Origin of the sequence: Bradyrhizobium sp. MOS003 (genome assembly GCF_003020125.1) — a bacterium.
In the GTDB taxonomy this organism is placed as follows: Bacteria; Pseudomonadota; Alphaproteobacteria; order Rhizobiales; family Xanthobacteraceae; genus Bradyrhizobium.
The window spans coordinates 799,952-822,891 of the sequence record NZ_PYFW01000001.1 but is presented as its reverse complement, the minus strand read 5'-3'; the positions used below and the strand labels follow the sequence as shown (position 1 = coordinate 822,891).

Annotated in this window: 24 protein-coding genes, 1 other RNA gene and 1 pseudogene; 15 read left to right on the top strand and 11 right to left on the bottom strand. The window is 64.9% G+C overall.

Annotated elements, in window-relative coordinates; genetic code table 11:
* Nucleotides 1-44: 44 nt before the first annotated feature.
* Together C7G42_RS03910 and dapE are read left to right on the top strand one after the other, a co-directional pair.
* Nucleotides 45-695, top strand: coding sequence for a DUF805 domain-containing protein (locus C7G42_RS03910; protein WP_106947742.1), 651 nt, complete (start codon nucleotides 45-47; stop codon nucleotides 693-695).
* Complete coding sequence (gene dapE, locus C7G42_RS03905; protein ID WP_106947741.1) at nucleotides 692-1,858, top strand: succinyl-diaminopimelate desuccinylase; 1,167 nt, start codon at nucleotides 692-694, stop codon at nucleotides 1,856-1,858. The genes C7G42_RS03910 and dapE overlap by 4 nt, the downstream gene beginning before the upstream one ends.
* Before the next feature lie 132 nt (nucleotides 1,859-1,990).
* Here the strand turns inward: dapE and truA are convergent, their stop codons facing one another.
* The 3 genes from truA to def form a co-directional block, all read right to left on the bottom strand.
* Entirely contained in the window at nucleotides 1,991-2,728 is a 738-nt protein-coding gene (gene truA, locus C7G42_RS03900) for a tRNA pseudouridine(38-40) synthase TruA (RefSeq protein WP_199580784.1), read from the bottom strand.
* Between the two features lie 112 nt (nucleotides 2,729-2,840).
* The gene (gene fmt / locus C7G42_RS03895) at nucleotides 2,841-3,776 is read right to left on the bottom strand and encodes a methionyl-tRNA formyltransferase (protein WP_106947739.1); all 936 of its coding nucleotides are present in this window, start codon (nucleotides 3,774-3,776) and stop codon (nucleotides 2,841-2,843) included.
* A 165-nt stretch (nucleotides 3,777-3,941) separates the two neighbouring features.
* Nucleotides 3,942-4,466, bottom strand: coding sequence for a peptide deformylase (gene def, locus C7G42_RS03890; RefSeq protein WP_106947738.1), 525 nt, complete (start codon nucleotides 4,464-4,466; stop codon nucleotides 3,942-3,944).
* A 171-nt stretch (nucleotides 4,467-4,637) separates the two neighbouring features.
* Between def and C7G42_RS03885 the strand changes: the two genes are divergently transcribed.
* A complete protein-coding gene (locus tag C7G42_RS03885; RefSeq protein WP_106947737.1) occupies nucleotides 4,638-5,837 on the top strand; it encodes a DNA recombination protein RmuC in 1,200 nt (399 codons plus the stop codon).
* Nucleotides 5,838-5,978: 141 nt separating this feature from the next.
* Nucleotides 5,979-7,358: an AmpG family muropeptide MFS transporter gene (locus tag C7G42_RS03880; RefSeq protein ID WP_106947736.1), complete on the top strand. Its 1,380-nt coding sequence runs from the start codon at nucleotides 5,979-5,981 to the stop codon at nucleotides 7,356-7,358.
* A 129-nt stretch (nucleotides 7,359-7,487) separates the two neighbouring features.
* On the opposite strand, the gene C7G42_RS03875 is transcribed toward C7G42_RS03880, so the two are convergent.
* From C7G42_RS03875 to ffs, 5 genes are all read right to left on the bottom strand, one after another.
* On the bottom strand, nucleotides 7,488-7,925 hold the full coding sequence (locus C7G42_RS03875) for a hypothetical protein (protein ID WP_106947735.1): 438 nt from the start codon (nucleotides 7,923-7,925) through the stop codon (nucleotides 7,488-7,490).
* 88 nt (nucleotides 7,926-8,013) lie between these two features.
* Nucleotides 8,014-8,616 (bottom strand): recombination mediator RecR, encoded by a 603-nt coding sequence (gene recR / locus C7G42_RS03870; protein WP_106947734.1) that lies wholly within the window; start codon nucleotides 8,614-8,616, stop codon nucleotides 8,014-8,016.
* A gap of 1 nt (nucleotide 8,617) precedes the next feature.
* Nucleotides 8,618-8,938: a YbaB/EbfC family nucleoid-associated protein gene (locus C7G42_RS03865; protein ID WP_106947733.1), complete on the bottom strand. Its 321-nt coding sequence runs from the start codon at nucleotides 8,936-8,938 to the stop codon at nucleotides 8,618-8,620.
* 29 nt (nucleotides 8,939-8,967) lie between these two features.
* Entirely contained in the window at nucleotides 8,968-10,803 is a 1,836-nt protein-coding gene (locus C7G42_RS03860) for a DNA polymerase III subunit gamma/tau (RefSeq protein ID WP_106947732.1), read from the bottom strand.
* Nucleotides 10,804-10,897: 94 nt separating this feature from the next.
* An RNA gene (gene ffs / locus C7G42_RS03855) (signal recognition particle sRNA small type) lies at nucleotides 10,898-10,993 on the bottom strand.
* Between the two features lie 182 nt (nucleotides 10,994-11,175).
* On the opposite strand from ffs, the gene C7G42_RS03850 reads away from it, so the two are divergent.
* From C7G42_RS03850 to C7G42_RS03800, 11 genes are all read left to right on the top strand, one after another.
* Complete coding sequence (locus C7G42_RS03850) at nucleotides 11,176-12,021, top strand: transporter substrate-binding domain-containing protein (protein ID WP_106947731.1); 846 nt, start codon at nucleotides 11,176-11,178, stop codon at nucleotides 12,019-12,021.
* A gap of 190 nt (nucleotides 12,022-12,211) precedes the next feature.
* Nucleotides 12,212-12,874 carry an amino acid ABC transporter permease gene (locus tag C7G42_RS03845; protein ID WP_106948838.1) on the top strand — a complete coding sequence of 221 codons (663 nt, stop codon included), beginning with the start codon at nucleotides 12,212-12,214 and terminating at the stop codon, nucleotides 12,872-12,874.
* Nucleotides 12,871-13,665 (top strand): amino acid ABC transporter ATP-binding protein, encoded by a 795-nt coding sequence (locus C7G42_RS03840; RefSeq protein WP_106947730.1) that lies wholly within the window; start codon nucleotides 12,871-12,873, stop codon nucleotides 13,663-13,665. Before C7G42_RS03845 ends, C7G42_RS03840 begins: the two co-directional genes overlap by 4 nt.
* Nucleotides 13,665-14,420: an SDR family NAD(P)-dependent oxidoreductase gene (locus tag C7G42_RS03835; protein ID WP_106947729.1), complete on the top strand. Its 756-nt coding sequence runs from the start codon at nucleotides 13,665-13,667 to the stop codon at nucleotides 14,418-14,420. The genes C7G42_RS03840 and C7G42_RS03835 overlap by 1 nt, the downstream gene beginning before the upstream one ends.
* The gene (locus tag C7G42_RS03830) at nucleotides 14,417-15,544 is read left to right on the top strand and encodes a muconate cycloisomerase family protein (RefSeq protein ID WP_106947728.1); all 1,128 of its coding nucleotides are present in this window, start codon (nucleotides 14,417-14,419) and stop codon (nucleotides 15,542-15,544) included. Before C7G42_RS03835 ends, C7G42_RS03830 begins: the two co-directional genes overlap by 4 nt.
* A gap of 256 nt (nucleotides 15,545-15,800) precedes the next feature.
* Nucleotides 15,801-16,220 carry an HIT domain-containing protein gene (locus C7G42_RS03825; protein ID WP_106947727.1) on the top strand — a complete coding sequence of 140 codons (420 nt, stop codon included), beginning with the start codon at nucleotides 15,801-15,803 and terminating at the stop codon, nucleotides 16,218-16,220.
* 10 nt (nucleotides 16,221-16,230) lie between these two features.
* Complete coding sequence (gene nudC, locus C7G42_RS03820) at nucleotides 16,231-17,169, top strand: NAD(+) diphosphatase (protein WP_106947726.1); 939 nt, start codon at nucleotides 16,231-16,233, stop codon at nucleotides 17,167-17,169.
* A 6-nt stretch (nucleotides 17,170-17,175) separates the two neighbouring features.
* Nucleotides 17,176-18,099, top strand: coding sequence for a sugar kinase (locus C7G42_RS03815; RefSeq protein WP_106947725.1), 924 nt, complete (start codon nucleotides 17,176-17,178; stop codon nucleotides 18,097-18,099).
* Nucleotides 18,100-18,196: 97 nt separating this feature from the next.
* Nucleotides 18,197-18,706 (top strand): Lrp/AsnC family transcriptional regulator, encoded by a 510-nt coding sequence (locus C7G42_RS03810; protein WP_106947724.1) that lies wholly within the window; start codon nucleotides 18,197-18,199, stop codon nucleotides 18,704-18,706.
* Between the two features lie 130 nt (nucleotides 18,707-18,836).
* Complete coding sequence (locus tag C7G42_RS03805) at nucleotides 18,837-19,169, top strand: hypothetical protein (protein WP_106947723.1); 333 nt, start codon at nucleotides 18,837-18,839, stop codon at nucleotides 19,167-19,169.
* A 14-nt stretch (nucleotides 19,170-19,183) separates the two neighbouring features.
* Nucleotides 19,184-20,653 carry a methyl-accepting chemotaxis protein gene (locus tag C7G42_RS03800; RefSeq protein ID WP_106947722.1) on the top strand — a complete coding sequence of 490 codons (1,470 nt, stop codon included), beginning with the start codon at nucleotides 19,184-19,186 and terminating at the stop codon, nucleotides 20,651-20,653.
* A gap of 87 nt (nucleotides 20,654-20,740) precedes the next feature.
* Here C7G42_RS03800 and C7G42_RS03795 read toward each other — a convergent pair whose 3' ends face one another.
* The 3 genes and pseudogenes from C7G42_RS03795 to C7G42_RS03785 all read right to left on the bottom strand — a co-directional run bounded on the left by C7G42_RS03795 (nucleotide 20,741) and on the right by C7G42_RS03785 (nucleotide 22,938).
* A complete protein-coding gene (locus tag C7G42_RS03795; protein ID WP_106947721.1) occupies nucleotides 20,741-22,240 on the bottom strand; it encodes a phosphomannomutase/phosphoglucomutase in 1,500 nt (499 codons plus the stop codon).
* Nucleotides 22,241-22,395: 155 nt separating this feature from the next.
* Nucleotides 22,396-22,620 (bottom strand): annotated as a pseudogene (locus tag C7G42_RS03790) (HepT-like ribonuclease domain-containing protein); the annotation flags it as partial.
* Nucleotides 22,621-22,641: 21 nt separating this feature from the next.
* On the bottom strand, nucleotides 22,642-22,938 hold the full coding sequence (locus C7G42_RS03785; RefSeq protein ID WP_106947719.1) for a nucleotidyltransferase family protein: 297 nt from the start codon (nucleotides 22,936-22,938) through the stop codon (nucleotides 22,642-22,644).
* Nucleotides 22,939-22,940 lie beyond the last annotated feature (2 nt).

Here is a 22,940-nt window from a genome sequence, read left to right as displayed (position 1 = left end):
CGCGACCAATCTCCGGGCGGCCGCTCCCGCCCGGAGCCGCTCGCATGGACTGGACCTCGTACCTCTTCCGCTTCGACGGCCGTATCAACCGCGCCTTGCAGTGGCAGGCGGTGCTGATCGTCGCGGTGCTCGCTGGCTTGCTCGGAATCATCAGTCAGGTGATCCACCTCCTCAGCGGGGACGGATCGTCGAAGCTATCCATCAAACTCGATTTCGACTTCGGCCTCGACGAACTCTTCAAGCTGTTCGATCCCCGGCTTTATCGCTCGCTGGCATCCCTCGGCCACACGGACTTGGTCCTGAAGGCATCAGTCCTGTCGCTGTTCACATGGATCTTCCTGGCAACGGCCACCAAGCGGCTGCACGACCGCGACAGGAGCGGCTGGTGGACCATTCCATTCTTCCTCGCACCCGGCCTGTTCAGTCAGTTCTCGGATCTGCTGCCTGACTCCCATTGGGCCCAGTCGCTCAGCCTCACCGCTTCGACCCTGTGGCTGTGGGGAATAGCCGAGCTGTTCATCGTGCCCGGCACCGCGGGCCACAACCGCTTCGGCCCCGATCCGCTCGCCGACTTCCACGACGGCTCCGCATCCGTCGCTCCCTCTGCGAAAAGCTGGGACCAGAGCCGCGAGATCGAAATTGTCCCGCCCAGCGCTAGCCCACCCGGCGGCATGCATGTTAAGCGGGGCTCATGACCGATGCTCTCTCCATTGCCCGCGATCTGATCCGCTGCCCCTCGGTAACTCCCGATGATGCCGGTGCGCTCGGGGTCCTCGAAAAGGCCCTCGACGCCGCAGGCTTCATTTGCCACCGCGTGACCTTCAGCGAACCCGGCACCGCCGACGTCGACAATCTCTATGCGCGAATCGGCAGCGAGGGGCCGCACATCACCTTCGCCGGCCATACCGACGTGGTACCGCCCGGTGACGAGAGCGCATGGAGCGTCGGTGCGTTCTCCGGCGAGGTCAAGGACGGCGTGCTGCACGGCCGCGGCGCGGTCGACATGAAGGGCGGCATCGCCTGTTCGGTCGCCGCTGTCCTGGAGCATCTCGCCGCCAATGCCGGCCAACCGCGCAGCGACGGCACGGGCTCGATCTCGTTCCTGATCACCGGCGACGAGGAAGACGTCTCGATCAACGGCACCATCAAGCTGTTGAAATGGGCCGCCGAGCGCGGCGAGAAGTTCGACCATTGCGTGCTGGGCGAGCCTTCCAATGTCGAGACGCTCGGCGATACCATCAAGGTCGGCCGGCGCGGCTCGCAATCCGGTACGCTTTACGTCGATGGCGTGCAGGGCCACGTCGCTTATCCGCATCGCGCCTCCAATCCGGTGCCTGACATTTCGCGATTGATCGTGGCGATCTCCGACGAGCCGCTCGACCATGGCAGCGCGCAATTCCAGGCCTCCAATCTCGAATTCACCTCGGTCGACGTCGGCAACAAGGCCTTCAACGTCATCCCGGGCGAGGCCCGCGCGAAGTTCAACATCCGCTACAACGACAATCACACCCAGGCGAGCCTGCGCGAGCTGGTCGAGACCCGGTTGACGAAGGCCTGCGGCAACCGCATCAAGGCCCGCATCGTCTGGGAGCCCTCGAACTCCAACGTGTTCGTGACCAAGCCTGGCCCATTCACCGATCTCGCGGTATCCGCGATCGAGGAGGTGACGGGGCGCAAGCCGGAGCTGTCGACATCAGGCGGCACGTCGGATGCGCGGTTCATCTCAAGCTATTGCCCGGTGATCGAGTTTGGGCTGGTCGGCCAGACCATGCATCAGGTCGACGAGCGGGTCCCGGTGGCCGATTTGGAGACGCTGACGAAGGTGTATCGGGGGATACTGACAAGGTATTTTGGGTAAGCGCGGTCATTGCCGAGTATTCCGCCGTCATGCCCGGGCTTGTCCCGGCCATCCACGTACTTCAGTCCCAGCAAGAAAGATCGTGGATGGCCGGGACAAGCCCGGACATGACGGAAGTAGCGGCATCAGGCCCTAATAATCCACCTTTATCAGATACAGCCCGTCCGGCGGGGCGACGATGCCGCACGCTGCGCGGTTGCGGGCTTCCAACGCTGCGGAGAGATCGTCGGCGGTCCAGCGGCCTTCGCCGACCCAGACCAAGGAGCCCACCATCGAGCGGACCTGGCTGTGCAGGAACGACCGCGCTGAGGTGACAATCGTGATCTCGCGGCCATCGCGCTCGACTTCGAGCTGATCGAGCGTCTTCTCCGGCGACTTGGCCTGGCACTCGGTGTCGCGGAAGGTCGTGAAATCGTGCTTGCCGAGCAGACGTTGTGCCGCCGCATGCATCGCCTCGGCATCGAGCTTGCGCGGCACGCGCCAGGCGTGGCCGATGTCGAGCGCGAGGTTGGCGCGGGTGTTGATGACGCGATAGCGATAGTGCCGCTTCACGGCCGAGAAGCGCGCCTCGAAGCTGTCAGGCACGATCTCGGCCTCGAGCACCGCGACCGGATGCGGGCGCAGATGCGCGTTGAGGCCGTCGCGAAACCGGCCGGGCGGAAATGGCTTCTCGATATCGACATGCGCGACCTGGCCCCGCGCGTGCACGCCGGCATCGGTGCGGCCGGCGCCGTGCACGCGCAAATCCGCCCCGGTCATCGCCTTCACGGCCGCCTCCAGTGCGCCCTGCACCGACGGCAGCGTGTCCTGCACCTGCCAGCCGAAGAACGGCGCGCCGTCATATTCGATGGTGAGCTTGTAGCGGGGCATCTGTCCGATTTTGTCCGGTGTCATTGCCGGGCTCGACCCGGCAATCCATCGCCTGGGAAAGAGTTTTGTTAGAAGATGGATACGCGGGTCAAGCCCGCGCATGACGAGTTGGCTAGCTGAACTTCGCGCCGGCCTTCAACGGCACGCCGCGCAGGAAGTCCGCGGTCTGCATCCGACCCTTGCCCTCGCGCTGGAGCTCGATGATGCGGATGGCGCCCTCGCCGCAGGCGATGGTCAGCTTGTCATCGAGCACCTCGCCCGGCGCGCCCGAGCCCTTCGCCAGCTCGCAGCGCAGGATTTTGACGCGCGCGTTCTCGCTGACGCCGGCGAGCTCGGCCCATGCCCCGGGGAACGGCGACAGACCGTGGATGTGGCGCAGCACGGCGCGCGCCGGCTTGCTCCAGTCGATCCGCGCCTCGGCCTTGTCGATCTTGGCGGCGTATGTCACGCCGTCCTCGCTCTGCTTTTTGAGCTGGAGCCCGCCGCGCGCGAGCGCGGCCATCGCGCGCACCATCAGGTCGGCGCCAAGGCGGGAGAGTCGATCGTGCAGATCGACCGCGGTCATGTCGTCGGTGATTGCGAGGCGCTCGGCCATCGCGACGTCGCCGGTGTCGAGGCCGACATCCATCTTCATCACCATCACGCCGCTCTCGGCATCGCCTTCCATGATCGCGCGGTTGATGGGGGCGGCGCCGCGCCAGCGCGGCAGCAGCGAGGCGTGCAGATTGTAGCAGCCCAGTTTTGGCGCATCGAGGATCGCCTGCGGCAGGATCATGCCGTAGGCCACGACCACGGCGGCATCGGCATCGAACGCGCTGAACTCGTCGACCGCTTCCTGGGTTTTCAGCGTCTTCGGCGTCAGCACGGGAATGCCGAGCTTTCGCGCGGCCTCCTCGACCGGCGTCGGCTGCAATTGCAGGCCGCGCCGCCCGCCCGGCTTCGGCGCGCGGGTGTAGACGGCGACGATCTCGTGGCCGTGCGCGACCAGCTCGAGCAGCGTCGGCACGGAGAAATCGGGCGTGCCCATGAAGATGAGGCGAAGGGGCATGTGGCGAGACAATCCTCGGAAACGAGCAAGGTACTCGTCATGGCCGGGCTTGTCCCGGCCATCCACGTTCTTCCTGCTCGCGGCGGCAAAGAACGTGGATGCCCGGCACTTTAGCTTAAAGACGCGCTCTGCGCTTTCGGCCGGGCATGACGGCGGAGGATGTGGCTACTCCGCGCGCTTGGCGGCTTTCTCGAACTTCTTGATGACGCGGTCGCGCTTGAGCTTCGAGAGATAGTCGACGAACAGCACGCCGTTGAGATGGTCGATCTCGTGCTGGATGCAGGTGGCATAGAGGCCTTCGGCGTCCTCCTCATGCACCTTGCCGTCGAGATCGGTGAAGCGCACGCGCACCTTCGCAGGGCGCTCGACCTCCTCGTAATATTCGGGGATCGAGAGACAGCCTTCCTCGTAGACCGACAACTCCTCGGAGGAACTGATGATCTCGGGGTTGATGAAGACGCGCGGCAGCGGATGGGTCTCGCCGTTCTCGTCGCGCTTGGCGAGGTCCATGGTGATCAGCCGCAGCGGCTGCGCGATCTGGATCGCGGCGAGCCCTATGCCGGGCGCGTCGTACATGGTCTCGAACATGTCGTCGGCAAGCTTGCGGATCTCGGCCGTGACCTTCTCGATCGGCTTGGAGACCAGACGCAGCTGCCTGTCGGGCAGGATGATGATTTCTCTGAGGGCCATGGCCGCGATTTAAGCCCCGCGCCGGGTGCGGTCAATGCGGCCCGGAACCCCGTTAACCCTTCGCTAACCATAAATTTTCAGGTTTCGTTAACCATAAAAATTAGGGTGCGGTTAACCATAAGCGTTCGCTATTCGTTCGCGGACACCGGCGAATCGGCTAGAACGATCGGCATGAACGAGATCATTTTCATGCTCGGCGACTGGCCGGTGCGCACGATCGATGCGCTGATTGGCTTCGGCGTCCTCGTCCTCATCCTCTTGGTGGCGATTGCCGTCGTGATCGCCCGTTCGGGCCGGCGCGGCGCGGAACTCGCGATGGCGAATGCGATCCGCGCCGACGAGCTCGAGGAGCGGCTGAGCCAGGTGCTGCACGCCCAGAGCGAATCCTCGGGAAGGGTCGACACCATGACCCAGACCCTGGCGGGACGCCAGGCCGAGATGGCCCGGGCGGTCAACGAGCGACTGGACTCGGTCACCCACCGCGTCGGCCAGTCCATGGAGCATTCGACCCGCAACACCATGGAAAGCCTGCGCGCGCTGCACGAGCGGCTCGGCATCATCGACAGCGCCCACAAGAACCTCACTGACCTCACCACCCAGGTAACGACCCTGCGCGACGTGCTCGCCAACAAGCAGTCGCGCGGCGCCTTCGGCCAAGCCCGGATGGAGGCGATCGTCCAGGACGGTCTTCCAAAGGGCGCCTACGAGTTCCAGTTCACGCTCTCGACCGGCAAGCGGCCGGACTGCGTCGTGTTCCTGCCCGACCAGCGTCCGCTTTGCATCGACGCGAAATTCCCGCTGGAGGCGATGACGGCGCTGCACGACGCCCGCACCGACGAGGAGAAGCGGATCGCCACGCAGCGGCTGCGCGCCGACGTGATGAAGCATGTCAGCGACATCGCCGAAAAATACCTCATCACCGGCGAGACCCAGGAGATGGCGTTGATGTTCGTGCCGTCGGAATCGGTCTACGCCGAGATCCATGACGGCTTCGACGACGTGATCCAGAAGGCCTATCGCGCCCGCGTGGTTCTGGTGTCACCCTCGCTGCTGATGCTCGCGATCCAGGTGATGCAGCAGATCATGAAGGACGCGCGCATGCGCGACGCCGCCGACCAGATCCAGACCGAAGTCATCAAGCTCGGCGACGATCTGGGACGTCTGCGCGACCGCGTGGTCAAGTTGCAGAAGCATTTTTCCGATGCGAACGAGGACGTCCGCCAGATCCTGATCTCCGCCGACAAGATCGAGAAGCGCGCGGGCCGGATCGAGGAGCTCGATTTCAGCAAGACCGAGGCCCCGGAGGGACCGCATCTGGTGGCAACGGTTGCGCCGGAGCTGTTCCCGCGGAAGCTCCAGGCGGGGGAGTGAGCCCGTCTCGTCATGGCCGGGCTTGTCCCGGCCATCCACGACCCTTTCGGGGGCATCAAGAACGTGGATGCCCGGGACAAGCCCGGGCATGACGAGCTTTGTTGCAGAGGCAGCACGGCCAGAATCTGTTAACACCGCCCCATGACCTCACCCGACGCGACCTCACCCGACGCGACCTCCTCCGCCGCGACCGCCGCTCCTGCGACCTCCTGGCGCGACAGTCTTGCCGTTTACCTGCAGCCGCGGGTGCTGATCGTGCTGTTTCTCGGCTTCTCTTCCGGCCTGCCGCTGGCGCTGTCGGGATCGACGCTGCTGGTGTGGATGCGCGAGGCCGGGGTCGATCTCAAGACCATCGGGCTGTTCGCGCTGGTCGGCACGCCCTACACGCTGAAATTCCTGTGGGCGCCGCTGGTGGATGCGCTGCATGTGCCGCTGTTCACCCGCGCGTTCGGACGCCGGCGCGGCTGGCTGGTGTTTTCGCAGTTGTTGCTGATCGTCGCGATCCTGCTGCTGGCGATGACCGACCCCGCGCGGTCGCCATTCTATGTCGCGCTCGGCGCGCTGCTGGTGGCGACGACGTCGTCGACGCAGGACATCGTGGTCGATGCCTTCCGCGTCGAGAGCCTGCCGGAGAGCGAGCAGGCGGCCGGCATGGCCGCCTACGTCGCGGCCTACCGGATCGGCATGCTGGTCTCGACCGCCGGCGCGCTGTTCATCGTCTCGGGCTTCGAGGACACCGGCATTCCCCGCACGTCGGCGTGGATGTGGGGCTACGTGGTGATGGCCGCGATGGTGCTGATCGGCACGATCACCGCGCTGGCCGCGACCGAGCCGCCGCAATCCGCACAGGCGGAAGCTGCGACACAAGCCGAGACGGCGTTTGCGCGGGTGTTGAGCGCGGCGATCGGCGCGTTCTCCGAATTCCTGTCCCGCAAGGATGCACTCGCCGCGCTCGCCTTCGTCGTGCTGTTCAAGTTCACCGATGCGTTCTCGGGTACGATGACGGCGCCGTTCGTGATCGACCTCGGCTTCACCCGCAACGATTACGCGGCGATCGTGAAGGGCGTCGGCCTCGCCGCGACCCTGATCGGCGGGTTTGCCGGTGGCTTCGTCGCGCGGCGCTATCCGCTGGCAATGTCGCTCTGGATCGGCGGCGTGGTGCAGGCGCTGGCCAATTTGTCCTTTGCCTGGCTCGCAATGGTCGGCACCAATCAATGGGCGCTGGCGCTCGCGATCTGCGCCGAGAACTTCACCAGCGCCATCGGCACCGTGATCTTCGTGGCCTACCTCTCGGCGCTCTGCCAGAACCCGCTGCACACGGCAACGCAATATGCGTTGCTCACCGCGCTCGCAGCGGTGGGGCGGACCTATCTGTCGTCGAGTGCGGGCTACGTCGCAAGCGCGACCGGCTGGCCGATGTTCTTCGTGATCTGCGTGCTGGTGGCAATCCCGAGCCTGGTGCTGCTGACCTGGCTGCAGCGACGCGGGCATTTCGAGGCGTTGGGGCCGGTCAGGGTGTGACGTTGCCCTCCCTCCTCGTCATTGCGAGCGAAGCGAAGCAATCCAGACTGTCACCGCCGAGATAGTCTGGATTGCTTCGTCGCAAGAGCTCCTCGCAACGACGAGGAGAGAGCGATGCACGCACCCCCCCTACTGTTTCTTGATCAGGCTCCACTTCGTGATCACGGCTTCGCTCATCTGGCCGGGATCGCTGGCGCAGGCGATTTCGTCGACCTTGACCGAGATTTCCTTCCCGACCAACGCTTTCAACTGCGTAGCCTGCGCGTCGCTGGAGGTGACCAACTGGAAGGTCTCGGGCCCGGTCTCGAGATTGCACAGCCCGTTCGGCGCCGGCAGGCGACGCGGCTCGGAGGTGATCTGGTACATTGCAATCCGCTTGCCGGTGTTCTTGGCGTCGCGCACCTTCATCGCGTTCAACTCGCCGGACAACACCTCGCCCGCGTTGATCGGCTTGCCGGGCTTGGGCGCTGGCAGCGCCCCATCGTCCTGCTGCGCAGAGATGGCCGGGTTCGCCAGCAGCATCATCGTCGCGACCAAAGCCAGGCGTGTGGCGAAAAGTTTCGTCATGTCGTCCGTTCCGTAAAGTTTGGATGGAGATTGTTGTTTTGACGCGTTTCCTTCACGCGAACCGGTATCCACTTCGCTCGAAAACGCTCTAGAATAAGGTGCGCTGCCGCATCGCAGCCGATAGCGTACCTTCATCGAGATAATCAAGCTCGCCGCCGACGGGAACTCCGTGGGCGAGCCGCGTCACCTTCACATTGGCGTCCTGCAAGAGGTCGGTGATGTAATGCGCCGTGGTCTGGCCGTCGACTGTCGCATTCAGCGCCAGGATGATCTCGTGCACCCGCGAATCATGCGCGCGCGCGACCAGCGCGTCGATGGTCAGATCCTGCGGGCCGACGCCATCGAGCGGCGACAAAGTCGCGCCCAGCACGTGATAGCGCCCCTGGGTCGCATTGGCGCGCTCCAGAGCCCAGAGATCGGCGACGTCGGCGACGACGACGATGATGGCGTCATCGCGCTTCGGATCGATGCAGACGGTGCAGGGATTTTGCGTGTCGATGTTGCCGCAGGTCTTGCAGACCTGGACCTTGTCCAGCGCGACCTGCATGGCCGAAGCCAGCGGCATCATCAGCGCTTCGCGTTTCTTGATCAGATGCAGCGCCGCGCGCCGCGCCGAGCGCGGACCGAGGCCCGGCAACCGCGCGAGAAGCTGCACCAGCCGTTCGATTTCGGGACCTGCAACGGCGCCCATATTACTGGCCGAACAACCCCGGCGGCAGGCCGAGCCCGCCGGTCAGCGACTGCATCTTCTCCTGCATCGCAGCCTCGGCCTTGCGGCGCGCATCACCGAGCGCGGTGACGAGCAAATCTTCCAGCACCTCGCGCTCTTCCGCTTTCATCAGCGAGGGATCGATCTTGATGCCCTTGACGTCCATCTTGGCGGTCATGCGCACGGCGACGAGTCCGCCGCCGGAGATGCCCTCGACTTCCACGTTGGCCAGAGACTCCTGCATCTCCTGCATCTTGGATTGCAGCTGCGCCGCCTGCTTCATCATGCCGAGAAAATCAGCCATCGGTGCTCGTCCTTGGAAAGAAGTTAGGCTCAGAGATCGTCGCCGTCGGAACCGTCGGGCGGATCGTCGCTGCCATAGTCCGCGTTTATATTGGCCTCCGGCGTCTCCGGGGCAAGCCTGCGGACCTCGACAACTTTGGCGCCGGGGAAGCGCGACAGCACCTCCCGCACGCGCGGATCGGCCTCGGCGGTCCGCGCATGCTCCTGCTTGGCGGCCTGGTTCACCGCGCGCAGCGTCGGCTGGCCCTGCTCGTTGGACACGACGATGGTCCAGCGACGGCCGGTCCACTGCTCGAACTTCCTCGCAAGCTCCGAGATCATCGTCTTGGAAGCGTTGGGCTCGAGCGCGACCTCCAGCCGGCCCTCCTCGAAACGGACGAGGCGCATGTCGCCTTCGAGCGCGCTCTTGGTCATGATGTCGCGCTTCTGCCCGGCCAGCGCGACGAGCTGGGTGAAGCTCGTGATGCGCAGTTGCGGCGCGGCACCCTGTGGAGCCGGCTCGGGCGCCACCATCTGCGGCCGGGCGCCACCGCCGAACGCTGATGGCGATGATGTCGGCATGCGAACCGGCGCTGCGGACATGGCCGATGCGGAAGCAACCGGCGCGGACGACGCGCTGCTGCGACCGGCACCGCCGCCGTTTGCGACCGGCGAACCGCCGCCGTTCTGCTCCAGCATCCTGATCGCTTCGTCCGGCGTGGGCAAATCAGCGACATAGGCGATCCGCACCAGCACCATCTCGGCCGCCGCAGCGGGCCGCGTCGCGGCCTGGACCTCGGTGATGCCCTTCAGCAGCATCTGCCACATCCGCGACAGCACGCGCATCGAGATCTTCGAGGCGAAATCCCTCGCGCGCACCCGCTCGGTCTCGCCATAGGCGACGTTCTCGGCAGTCGCGGGAACGATCTTCACGCGGGTGACGAAATTGACGAATTCAGCGAGGTCCGAGAGCACGACGATCGGATCGGCGCCGACATCGTACTGGTCACGGAACTCCCTGAAGGCGGCCGCGATGTCGCCGCGCGCCAGCGAATCGAACAGGTCGATGACGCGGGTGCGGTCGGCGAGCCCCAGCATCTGCCTGACGGCGTCGGCCTTCACGGTGCCGGCTGCATGCGCGATCGCCTGGTCGAGCAGCGACAGCGAATCGCGCACCGAGCCTTCGGCGGCACGCGCGATGATGCCGAGCGCTTCGGGCTCGATCTCGACGCTTTCCTTCGCCGCGATATTGGCGAGATGCTTCATCAGCACGTCGGCCTCGACCCGGCGCAGATCGAAACGCTGGCAGCGCGACAGCACGGTGACCGGAACCTTGCGAATCTCGGTGGTCGCGAACACGAATTTGGCGTGCTCCGGCGGCTCCTCGAGCGTCTTCAGGAAGGCGTTGAACGCCGCCGTCGACAGCATGTGGACTTCGTCGATGATGTAGACCTTGTAGCGCGCGCTGGCCGGCGCGTAGCGCACGCTGTCATTGATCTGGCGGACGTCGTCGACGCCGGTATGCGAGGCCGCATCCATCTCCAGCACGTCCATGTGCCGGCTTTCCATGATCGCCTGGCAATGCACGCCGAGCGTCGGCATGTGGATGGTCGGACCCTTTACCGAACCATCCGGCATCTCGTAGTTGAGTGCACGGGCCAGGATGCGCGCGGTGGTGGTCTTGCCGACGCCGCGGACGCCGGTGAGGATCCAGGCCTGCGGAATCCGCCCGGTCTCGAATGCATTGGAGACGGTGCGGACGACCGCTTCCTGCCCGATCAGATCGTCGAAACTGGAGGGACGGTATTTGCGCGCCAGCACCCGGTAGGGCGCGTTTCCGGCCGAGCCGGCGCTATCGGGATTGGAAGGGGCGCCAGCGTCGGTCATCGGTCGATCCGCAATGAAATGTCTCTTGGCCGGCTTTGCGGAAAGGAGCGCGCTGGCGGCTGGTGCCGCCGGCGCTGGTTCGCTCGAAAAACAAGTAGGAGACTGACGAGCGACCCGATCCGACCTCGTTAGGGCTGCTTCCTTCCGGACCTGACCCGGTTGGCGAGTGGCTCGTCCACCGCCAATCTCCCGGTCCTTATTTGGGGCCAAAAGGGGCGGAAAGCAAGCGGCTATCGCCCGTGATCGAGGGCGCCTGCCCAGCATCCAAGCAATTCCCGATCTGCCCAGCCGATAGGCTGTGCTTTCACTGAAAGTGCGACCTTGCTAAGAACCTGCCGGAACCTGTCCCAACCAGAAAAGCGATTGATCCCAATGGTTACACGTCGTGATGTTGCATCGATTGTCGGGCTTGGCGCCATGACCGCGGCCGCGCTGGCTTCGCCGGCCGTGGCCCAGACCGCCGATCAGAACGAATCGACCTTCGCCCGCATCCGCCGGACCAAGAAGATGCGAATCGGCGCGGTCGGCGGCGGCGCGCCCTATTACATGAAGGATCTCTCCAGCGGTCAGTGGAAGGGCTTCTACGTCGACATCGCCAAGGCGCTCGCCGACGACATGGAGGCCGAGCTCGAGATCACCGAGACCACTTGGGGCAATTCGGTGCTCGACCTGCAGGCCAACAAGATCGACATCTTCTTCGGCCTCAACCCGACTCCGAAGCGCGCGCTGGTGGTCGATTTCTCGGTGCCAGTATTCAACAACGCCTTCGGCATCCTCTGCAAGAAGGACTTCAAGCCGAAGAGCTGGGCCGAGCTGAACTCGCCCGACATCAAGATCGCGGTCGACCAGGGCTCCTCGCACGATCAGGTCGTCAGCCGCCTGACGCCGAAGGCGCAGATCACGCGGCTCAAGACCGCGGACGATGCCACCGCCGCGCTTCAGACCGGCCGGGTCGACGCGCAGTGCCTGATCACCATGCTGTCGCTGACCGTACTGAAGAAGAACCCCTCGCTCGGCCAGCTCGTGCTGCCGACGCCGATCTTCGCAACGACATCGAATGCCGGCTTCCGCCGCGAGACCGACAAGACCTGGCGCGACTACGTCAACACCTGGATCGACTTCAACAAGGGCCTCGGCTTCATCCGCAACGCCATCATCACCAACATGGAGCTGGTGGGCGTGACCGAGGCGGACATTCCGCCGGGCGTTTCGCTGTAAGTAAGATCAGTTTGAGCCGGGCTCGATTGAGGCGCACCGCTCCGCCCCCTCTCCCGCTTGCGGGAGAGGGTTGGGGAGAGGGTGTCTCAGCTGGCAAGACTTCCCCAGAGGAAAGAGCCCTCACCCGTATCGCATCTTCAATGCGATACGACCTCTCCCGCAAGCGGGAGAGGTGAGCAAGAAAGCACGCATGTATCAGTGGGACTTCGGCATCCTCTGGAGCTATCGCTGGCTCTTCCTCAACGGGCTTGGCGTCACCGTGGGCTTCACCGTGGTCATCGTGGTGTGCGGGCTGCTGTTCGGCCTGCTCGGGGCGTTCGGCACGCTCTCGCGCTTTAGGGCGCTGCGTCTTCTCGCGCTCACCTTCATCGAAGCCTTCCGCTGCACGCCGATCCTGGTGCAGCTGATCTGGTTCTATTACGCGCTGCCGATCCTCGCCGGCGTCGAGATGACGCCGATCACGGCCTCGGCGCTGGCGCTCTCGCTCTATGGCGGCTCGTTCTATTCGGAGATCATCCGCGGCGGCATCGTCTCGATCGACAAGGGTCAGTCCGAAGCCGGCGCCGCGCTTGGCATGACCCCTGGCCAGAGCATGCGGCGCATCGTGCTGCCGCAGGCGATCAAGCGCATGATCCCGGCGCTGATGAACCAGTCGATCATCCAGTTCAAGAACACCTCGCTGGTCTCGGTGCTGGCGGTGCCTGATCTGGTCTATCAAAGCCAGGTTGCCGCGCATGACAGCTACCGGCCGCTGGAAACCTACACGGCGGTCGCGGTCGCCTATGCGGCGATCCTGATCCCGCTCACCATCCTCGTCCGGCGCGGCGAGAAGCGACTGGCGGTCGGCGAATGAGCGAGACGTCGAAAATCGAGATCCGCAGCCTGCGCAAGAGCTTCGGCAGCAACGAGGTTTTAAAGAACATCAATCTCGACGTCGCCAAGGGCGGCGTCGTGGCGCTGATCGGTCCGTCGGGCTCGGGCAAGTCCACGCTGCTCCGCTGCATCAATCTTCTGGTGACGCCTGATGGCGGCAGCGTTCGCGTCGGCGATACACGCTTCCAGTTCGGCGAAGGCGCGAAGCTTCCCGACGTAAGGACACTGGCAAGATTCCGCGCCACCACCGGCATGGTATTCCAGCACTTCAACTTGTTCCCGCACATGACGACGCTGCAGAACGTGATGGAGGGACCAGTCACGGTGCGGCGCATGGCTAAGGCGGATGCGGAAAAGCTCGCCCGTGCGCAGCTCATCAAGGTTGGACTTGCGGAGAAGGCGGATCAATATCCGGCAACGCTGTCCGGCGGCCAGAAGCAGCGCGTCGCGATCGCGCGGGCGCTCGCGATGGAGCCCGACGTGATGCTGTTCGACGAGGCCACCTCGGCGCTCGACCCCGAGCTCGTCGGCGAGGTGCTCGCCGTCATCCAGCAACTGGCCTCCGAAGGCATGACCATGGTTATCGTGACCCACGAGATCGCCTTTGCCCGCGAGGTCGCCGACCGCCTGATCTTCATGCGCGACGGAATCGTGGTCGAGGAAGGCCCGGCGCGGCAGGTGATCGACACTCCGAGGGAAGCCGCCACACGCGCCTTCCTCAGCCATTTCCATCGCACCGGCGCATTGCCGCCGGCCACAACGGCATCGTGATGTCCAATATCAATCGCGTCTATCTCGTCACCGGCGCCGCCAGCGGCATCGGCCGCGCCACCGCAAAGCTGCTCGCCGCGCCGGGGATCGGGCTAGTGCTCCATACGCGCGCCAACGCAGAAGGCCTTCAAGCCACTGCCGCGGATGCCGAAGCGAAAGGCGCCGTGGCGGCAAGCTGCCTTGGCGATCTCGCCGAGGAGAGCGCGGCCACCGACGCCGTCGCCGCCGCGAAAGCCGCCTTCGGCCGGCTCGACGGATTGATCCTGGTCGGCGGCCATGCCCGCCGCGGCAGTGCGATCGGCACGCCCGCGGATCAGTTCCGGCAGGCGATGGACGAGTCCGCACTGGCCTTCACGCGAATGGTCGCTGCCGCGCTTCCGCAGCTGCGCGCAGGGCAAGATGCGCGGATCGTCGCCGTGTCCTCCTTCGTCGCCCACGCGATCCGTCCCGAATTCGCCCCCTTCGCAGCGACGGCTGCCAGCCGCGCCGCGCTGGAAGCGCTGGTGCGGCTTACCTCGGTCGAACTCGCAGGCGACGGCATCACCGTCAACGCGGTCGCGCCCGGTCTCATCCTCAAGGACAAGCCCAACGAGAGCCGGCTATCGCCCGAGCAGATCGCCGCGACCGAGGCGCTGATTCCGATGCGCCGCCGCGGGCGGCCGGAGGAAGTCGCCGAAATCATCGCCTTCCTGGCGTCACCAAAAGCATCCTACGTCACCGGCCAGGTCTGGCACGTCAATGGAGGCCTGACATGAGTGAAGCGACCGTCGAACGTCTCAGGCTGTTCCTGATCGAAAGCCCGATCAAGATGGCGCGCCTGCAGGGCGTCGGAAACGTCAAGGGCACGGTGAAGCGCGTGCTGATCGAGCTCACCGCGAGTGACGGCGTAATCGGCTGGGGCGAGGCGGCGCCGTGGGAGGTGTTCACGGGAACGCCGGAGGCGGCGTTCTCCGCGCTCGATATTTACTTAAGGCCCATCGTGCTCGGCAAGCCTGTCCGCCGCGTCCGCGCGCTCATGGCCGAGTTCGACCGCGCGCTGGTCGGCCATGCCGAAGCAAAAGTCGCCATCGAGATGGCGTTGCTCGACATCGTCGGCAAATCGTCGGGGCTGTCCGTCGCCGACCTGCTCGGCGGCCGGGTGCGGGACACGATTCCCCTCTCCTTCTCGATCGCCGATCCGGATTTTGCCGCCGATCTCGAGCGCATGCGAAAGATGGTTCCTGAGGGCAATTTCATCTACAAGGTCAAGACCGGCGTGAAGACGCATCGCGAGGATCTCGACCATCTCGAAGCGATCCGAAAGGAGTTCGGCGACCAGGTCGATCTGCGCGTCGACTACAACCAGGCACTCGCACCGTTTGGTGCCATCAAGATCCTGCGCGATGTCGAGCAGTTCGCGCCGACCTTCATCGAGCAGCCGGTGCCGCGCAAATATCTCGACGTGATGGCGCAGCTCACCGCGGCGATGGAAACGCCCGTGCTGGCCGACGAAAGCTGCTTCGACCGCCGCGACATGATGGAGGTGGTGCGCCGCGAGGCGGCCGACGCCGTCTCGATCAAGCTGATGAAGGCCGGCGGCCTGTTCGAGGCGCAGGCGATCATGGCGATCGCCGACATCGCCGGCCTGCCCGGCTATGGCGGCACGCTTTGGGAAGGCGGCATTGGCCTTGCCGCCGGCACGCAGCTGATCGCGGCCACGCCGGGCATCTCGCTCGGCTGCGAATTCTACATGCCGCACCACGTGCTGACGGAGGACGTGCTGGAACAGCGCGTCTCCAACCGCGGCGGCCACGTCGTCGTGCCCGATGGACCCGGCCTCGGCATTCGCGTCAGCGAGGCCTCGGTCCGCGCCAATGCGCGGGTGCTGGCGGAGGGGTAGACTCCCGTCATTCCGGGGCGCGCGTAGCGCGAGCCCGGAATCCATAGTAACACGATTGAGTTTGGCGGAGACTCGGAGCTGCCGGCTCGGGCAGTAACTTCTCCCCGTGGAGATGGGTCCCGGGTTCGCGTTTTGCGCGCCCCGGGACGACAGCGGAGCATGCCGCCCCCGCGGCCCCGATCCTTCCCCTCAGGGAATCGGTATCGTATGGTCCGGCCAATAAAGCCCGAACCCACCGGGCACTCCGGAAACGCATATGTCTGATCCCGCCTGGTCGCTGCACTCCCGCCTGAAAGAGGACACCATCGATATCGGCGATCTGCCGCTGTCGAAGGTGCTGGTCATCAAGGACGCGCATTATCCCTGGCTGCTGCTGGTGCCGCGGCGCACTGACGCCGTCGAGATCATCGATCTCGACGAGGTGCAGCAGGCGCAGCTGATGACGGAGATCTCCCGCGTCTCGCGCGCGCTGAAGGAGATCACCCGATGCGACAAGCTCAATGTCGCGGCGCTCGGCAACCTCGTGCCGCAGCTTCACGTCCACATCATCGCCCGCCGCACCAGCGACGCCGCCTGGCCTCGGCCGGTCTGGGGCGTGATGCAGCCCTTGGCGCACGACGCCGCGGAGGTTCAGAATTTCATCAGCGCGCTTCGCCGCAAGATCTGGTTGGGTTGAAAGAACGATAATGTCAGCATTCGACTCGTTTCCGCTGGGACAACCGGCCTTCGTCACCAACATCCTCGATCGCGCCGCGCATCTGCGGCGCGACGACGAGAAGCTGTTCGCGATGGAGCAGAAGCCGACCTCGCGCGCCTATGTCGTTTATCGCGACTCGCTGCTGGTGAAGCGCGACGGCGACAAGATTCGTGCGCTGCTCTCGATCGACGAGGCTCTGAAGTGCGGCGCCAATCCCGGCACGATATTCCTGGGCTTGCGCGACGGCGCCGCGGTGTTCGGCATGGGCCTGTCGCAGGCCGCCGCCGAGAAGCTGGTGGGCCGCGCGGACTACACCGTGACCGAGCTGCGCGGCATGGCGATGCAGGGCGCGATCCCGCCCCGGGAGCTGTCGGCGATCGCGATGGCGAAGTCGATGGTCGGCTGGCACCAGCGCCACGGTTATTGCGCCAATTGCGGCACGCGCAGCGCGATGAAGGAAGGCGGCTGGAAGCGCGAGTGTCCTTCCTGCAAGGCCGAGCATTTTCCGCGGACTGACCCGGTCGTGATCATGCACGTCGCCTCCGGCGACAAGTGCCTGCTCGGCCGCCAGAAGCAGTTTCCTGCAGGGATGTATTCATGCCTCGCCGGCTTCGTCGAGGCCGCCGAGACCATCGAGGATGCGGTCCGCCGCGAGATCCTGGAAGAATCGGGCATTCGCTGCACCGACGTGCAGTATTACATGACGCAGCCCTGGCCCTATCCGTCCTCGCTGATGATCGGCTGCAGCGCGCGGGCCGTGAGCGAGGACATCGTCGTCGATCACTCGGAACTGGAGGATGCGCGCTGGTTCACGCGCGAGGAGGCAACCCTGATGCTGACGCGGACGCATCCGGACGGGCTCGCAGGCCCTCATCCCTTCGCCATTGCCCATCATTTGCTCGGCCGCTGGGTGCACGACAAGAGCTGACCGCCGATGGCCGCATCCGGGATCGCGCCGCGCATCCTCTGCATCGGCATTCCCGTGCGCGACCTCACCTTTCGGGTCGAGGCCGTGCCGGCGCGCGGCAGCAAGGCGAACGCCAACCATCTCGCCGAGATCTGCGGCGGCAACGCGCTCAATGCCGCGATCGCCATTGCGCGGCTCGGCGGCCGCGTCTCGTTCGCTGGCCCCATGGGCGATGCGCGGGAGACATCGAGCGGCTTCATCCTCGCGCAGATGGCGCAGGAGGGCATCAACACCAGCCACATCGTGCGCATGCCTGATGCGACCACGCCGGTTTCAGCGATCATGATCGAGCCCTCGGGCGAACGGACGCTTACGATCTATCGCGATCCCGGCCTGTGGAGCGTGCAGATGCCCAAGGCCGACGAATTACTGGCCGATTGTCGCGCCGTGCTCGTCGAAAGCCGCTGCGGCGCGTTCTGCAGCGACCTCTGCGCCGAGGCTCGGCGACGCGGCATTGCCGTCATCGTCGGTGTCGATCGCGCGATGTCGTTGCAGGACGGCCTGCTGACCGCCGCCTCGCATCTGCTGTTCGCGAGCGAGCAGGTGCAGGAGACCGCCGGCGTCGCCGACGACGGCATGGCGTTGCAACGCCTGGCCGCGCTGACGCCCGCCTTCCTTGCCGCGACCCGCGGTCCGCTCGGTACGATCTGGCTGAACGAAGCAGGCGAGTTGGAGGAGACCCCGGCCTTCCCGGTCCAGGCGGTCGATACGCTCGGCGCCGGCGACGTCTTTCATGGCGCCTTCGCACTCGGCCTCGTTGAGGGCGGTGACGTGCGGCGGGCGCTGCGATTCGCCGCGGCCGCCGCGGCACTGAAATGCACCCGCCATGGCGGCGGCATGGCTGCGCCGCAACGCATTGAAGTTGAAGAGTTTTTGCGCGGAAGGTCGTAGAGCAGTTCCACGGACGACCCGCGATTATGGGCTTGCTGGGGAAAGATTTTCTCTATATCAGGGAAATCAGCCCCTGAATTGGAACAAAGTTCTTCAAATGACCGACGTCACCGTCCAGATCCCCGAGACCAGCCGCCGCCTCGACGCCATCGACCGCAAGATCCTGATGGTGCTCCAGGAGGATGCCTCCCTGTCCGTCGCCGAGATCGGCGACCGCGTCGGCCTGTCCTCAACCCCCTGCTGGAAGCGCATCCAGCGGCTGGAGGCCGACGGCGTGATCATCAAGCGGGTGGCCCTGGTCGACCAGAACAAGATCGGGCTCGGCATCTCCGTGTTCGTCTCGGTGGAAAGCTCCGATCATTCCGACGCCTGGCTGAAGAAATTCGCCGAAGCCGTCAGCGCCATGCCCGAGGTGATGGAGTTCTATCGCATGGCCGGCGATGTCGATTACATGCTGCGCGTCGTGGTCGCCGACATGCAGGCCTATGACGTGTTCTACAAGAAGCTGATCAGCGCCGTGCCGCTGAAGAACGTCACCTCGCGCTTTGCGATGGAGAAGATCAAGTCCGTGACCACGCTGCCGATCCCGGCGGTGGTGGCGGCCTGAGCGCCACCGTTGGATTGAACGGGATCAAGGCTATCAGCGGCGGATTGCCGCCGCCTCCGCACGTCTCGGCACGCCAGCTTGGTAAGCAGGCATTAACCGGGAATTAGTGGCACCCGCCTATCGTTCCGGCATGGAGGGGAGAACGACAGATCCGCCCCGGCAATGGCCTGCCTGGGTGAATGCGATAGCGTTGCTGGTCGCAGGATGGATCGCGCTCGCAATCCTCACCTTACAGGTTCGTCCGGGCGCGACAGTCGTCGCGGTTGCGTTTCCGCCGTGGTGGAGCACGCAACAGGCGTTTCAGGCTGCGGCATCGGCGCAAGCGGCGATCGTCAGGGCAACAGCCCTTCCCACCCTCCTCGTCGTCCGCCCGGATGACCATGACGGGCTGGCTCGCCTGCACGAGGCGGGCGCATGGCTCGTGATGGACGCGCAAGCGGTTTCAGCATGTTTTGGCAGATAGCTCCGGGGGACGAAATGACTATCGAGAACGACGGACTGGAATCGCTTCGTCAGACAACGAGCAGGGTCCTTGCCACGGTGCTCTGGGTGCACGTGCCAATTAGCGTGATCATCGGAGTCACGCTAGGGAAGGCTTGGCTCGTCCCCGCACTCTTCATGGCGGCCTTCGCCCTCGCCGCAACTATGTCCTGGCGCCTGTCGGGCAACGGTCTCTCCACGCGCCTCGTGTTCGCCGTCGCGCTGATGAGCGGCGTGTCGATGTTCACCTATCAATTTGAAGGACACGCCTGGCAGATCGATATGCACATGTACTTCTTCGCGGCGCTGGCCTGCATCGTCGCCTATTGCGACTACCGGCCGATCGTCGCCGCGACGGTCGCGGTCGCGCTGCATCATATCGCGTTGAACTTCCTGCTGCCCGCGGCAATCTATCCGGGCGGCTCCGATTTCGGCCGCGTCGTGCTGCATGCCGTGATCCTGCTGATCGAAGCCGGCGTGCTCGTCGCTCTCGCGTTCAAGCTCCAGGAACTGTTCGAGACCACCGCCGTCAAGACGGCCGAGGCTCAGGCCGCGATGGCCGCGGAGGCGCGGGCCAACAGCGAGCGCCACGACATCGAGCAGCGCGCCAAGGAGGAACGAGAGGCAGCCAAGCAGCTGCTCGCCGGCAATTTCGAGCGCAGCATCGGCGGCATCGTACAGGCGGTGGCGGTCGCCGCCGGCGAAGTGCAACAATTGTCATCGGCGATGAGCAACAACAGCGCGGAGACCGCGCGCCAGACCGCCGCCGCGGCCCTGGCATCGAACCAGGCCTCCAGCAATGTCGAGACGGTTGCGGCTGCGACCGAAGAGCTCACCGCGTCGGTCAGCAGCATCACCCAGCAGGTTTCCCGCTCGGCCGAGATTGCGGCCAAGGCCGCGAGCGAAGCCCGCCGCACCAACGAGGTGGTCGAGGGCCTCGCAAGCGGCACGCAGAAGATCGGCGAAGTCGTCACGCTGATCCAGACCATTGCCAGCCAGACCAATCTGCTGGCGCTGAATGCCACCATTGAGGCTGCCCGTGCCGGCGAGCATGGCAAGGGCTTTGCCGTCGTCGCGAGCGAAGTGAAGGCGTTGGCGAACCAGACCGCGAAAGCCACAGAGGAGATCTCGGCGCAAGTACAGAGCATCCAGAGCGCAACCAGCCATGCCGTCAATGCGATCCAGGCGATCGGCGCAACCATCGCGGAGATTGATCAGATCTCCGGCCAGATCTCCTCTGCGGTTGACCAGCAGGGCCTGGCGACGCGCGAGATCGCGGGGAGCCTGCAGCAGGCCGCCACCGGCACGCGTAAGGTGAACAACAACATCGTCGGCGTCAGCAAAGCTTCCGAGCAGGCAGGCGTGGCCGCCTCGAGGATGCACCAGGCCGCCGCCGGACTGTCATCGCAGTCCGAGCGTCTCAAGGCGGAGGTCGACGGCTTCCTGGGCTCGCTGCGGACGGCGTAAGATCGCTGCTGCACGAGCCGGGCCTGCATGGTTCGAGACGCCCGCCGCTGGCGGGCGTCTCGAAGGATGGCCGCGAAACGAGATCAATCAGATCGTCTGATTGTACTCGCCGACTTCGGGATGCGTGCGCAGCACGCTGTTCACCATCTCGAACATGTCGTGCATGCGCTGCTCGGAGACCGGGCTCTCGACCACCACGACGAGCTCGGGCTTGTTGGAGGAGGCCCGCACCAGGCCCCAGCTGCCGTCCTCGACGGTGACGCGCACGCCGTTGACGGTGACGAGATCGCGGATCGCCTGGCCGCCGATCTTCGTGCCCTTCGCCTGCAAGCCCTCGAAATGCTTCACCACCTGGTCGATGACGCCGTATTTGGTCTCGTCGGCGCAATGCGGCGACATCGTCGGCGACGACCATGTCTTCGGCAGCGCATTCTTCAGATCCGCCATCGACTTGCCCGGCGCGCGGTCGAGCATGTCGCAGATCGCGAGCGCCGAAACCAGGCCGTCGTCATAGCCGCGTCCATACGGCTTGTTGAAGAAGAAATGGCCGGACTTCTCGAAGCCCGCGAGCGCGCCGGTCTCGTTGGTGCGGCGCTTCATGTAGGAATGGCCGGTCTTCCAATAGTCGGTCTTGGCGCCTTGCTTCTGCAGCACCGGGTCGGTGACGAACAGGCCGGTCGACTTCACGTCGACGATGAAATGCGCCTCCTTGTGGATCGCCGACATGTCGCGCGCCAGCATCACGCCGACCTTGTCGGCAAAGATCTCCTCGCCGGTGTCGTCGACGACGCCGCAGCGGTCGCCGTCGCCGTCGAAGCCGAGGCCGACATCGGCCTTGTGCTGCAGCACCGCGTCGCGGATCGCGTGCAGCATCTCCATGTCTTCGGGGTTCGGATTGTATTTCGGAAAGGTATGGTCGAGCTCGGTGTCGAGCGGAATCACCTCGCAGCCGATCGCCTCCAGCACCTGCGGCGCGAACGCGCCGGCGGTGCCGTTGCCGCAAGCCGCGACGACCTTGAGCTTGCGCTTCAGCTTCGGACGATTGGTGAGGTCGGCGATGTAGCGCGCCGGATAATTCTCGTGGAACTGATAGGAGCCGCCCGCCTTGTTCTTGAAATCGGCATTGAGCACGATTTCCTTCAGCCGCGTCATCTCCTCGGGTCCGAAGGTCAGCGGACGGTTGGCGCCCATCTTGACGCCGGTCCAGCCATTGTCGTTGTGCGAGGCGGTCACCATCGCGCAGCAGGGCACGTCGAGATCGAACTGCGCGAAATAGGCCATCGGCGTCACCGCGAGGCCGATGTCGTGCACCTTGCAACCCGCCGCCATCAGACCGGAGATCAGCGCGTATTTGATCGAGGCCGAGTAGCCGCGGAAGTCGTGCCCGGTGACGATCTCCTGGCTGACGCCGAGTTCGGCGATCAGCGCGCCCAGCCCCATGCCGAGCGCCTGCACACCCATCAGGTTGATTTCCTTCTGGAACAACCAGCGCGCGTCGTATTCACGAAAGCCCGTCGGCTTCACCATCGGCTCGGATTCGAAGGCGTAGGTGTTGGGCAACAATACGGATTTCGGCTTCGGGAACATTGAGACGATCTCGTCAAAGGGGGCAGAGGCAGCCTTAGCGAATGCCGGGCCGCAGCGGAAGGCGGGAATGCAGGCTTATGGCCGATAATTGCGGCAGTTTGGTAACGAAGAAACGTTACCGGGAGGGCGATACCAAATGCATGACCGGAATGGGGCTAACTCTGCAGCCGTGCGATCTCCTCTTCGACGATTGCCTTGAGAGCTGGCAGAGCCTGCTGAACGGTTTCCCACACAAGATGGGCTGCAACATCTTCATAGTTGTGGCGATAGACATTGCCCGCCGCCGCCATCTGCCTCCATGCGATCGCTGGGTGCCTGGCTTTCAGCGCCTCCGGCAGACGGCGAGAGGCTTCTGAAATGATCTCTAGACACCGCGTTACAGCATAGACCGCCTGATGCGATCAGAAGGCATAGACAGCATCGGCCGTCGCGGCAGGAACGACGTATGATTTCAGGCCGTCGCGATTGACGACGTCAACCGGGCCATCGAAGAGATTGGAAATGTATTCCTTGAGCTCAACGTAGTCGAAGACAGTGATCCGCGCGTCTGGATCAATCTCGACCATGATGTCGATATCACTGCCGGAACGATTGTCGCCTCTCGCAACCGACCCGAACAAGGCGGCATGCAAAACGCCCCGCTCACGAAGGGCGTGCTCGGACTGTCGCAGGATGGCAATCGCGTCGGGGCTGTCCATGG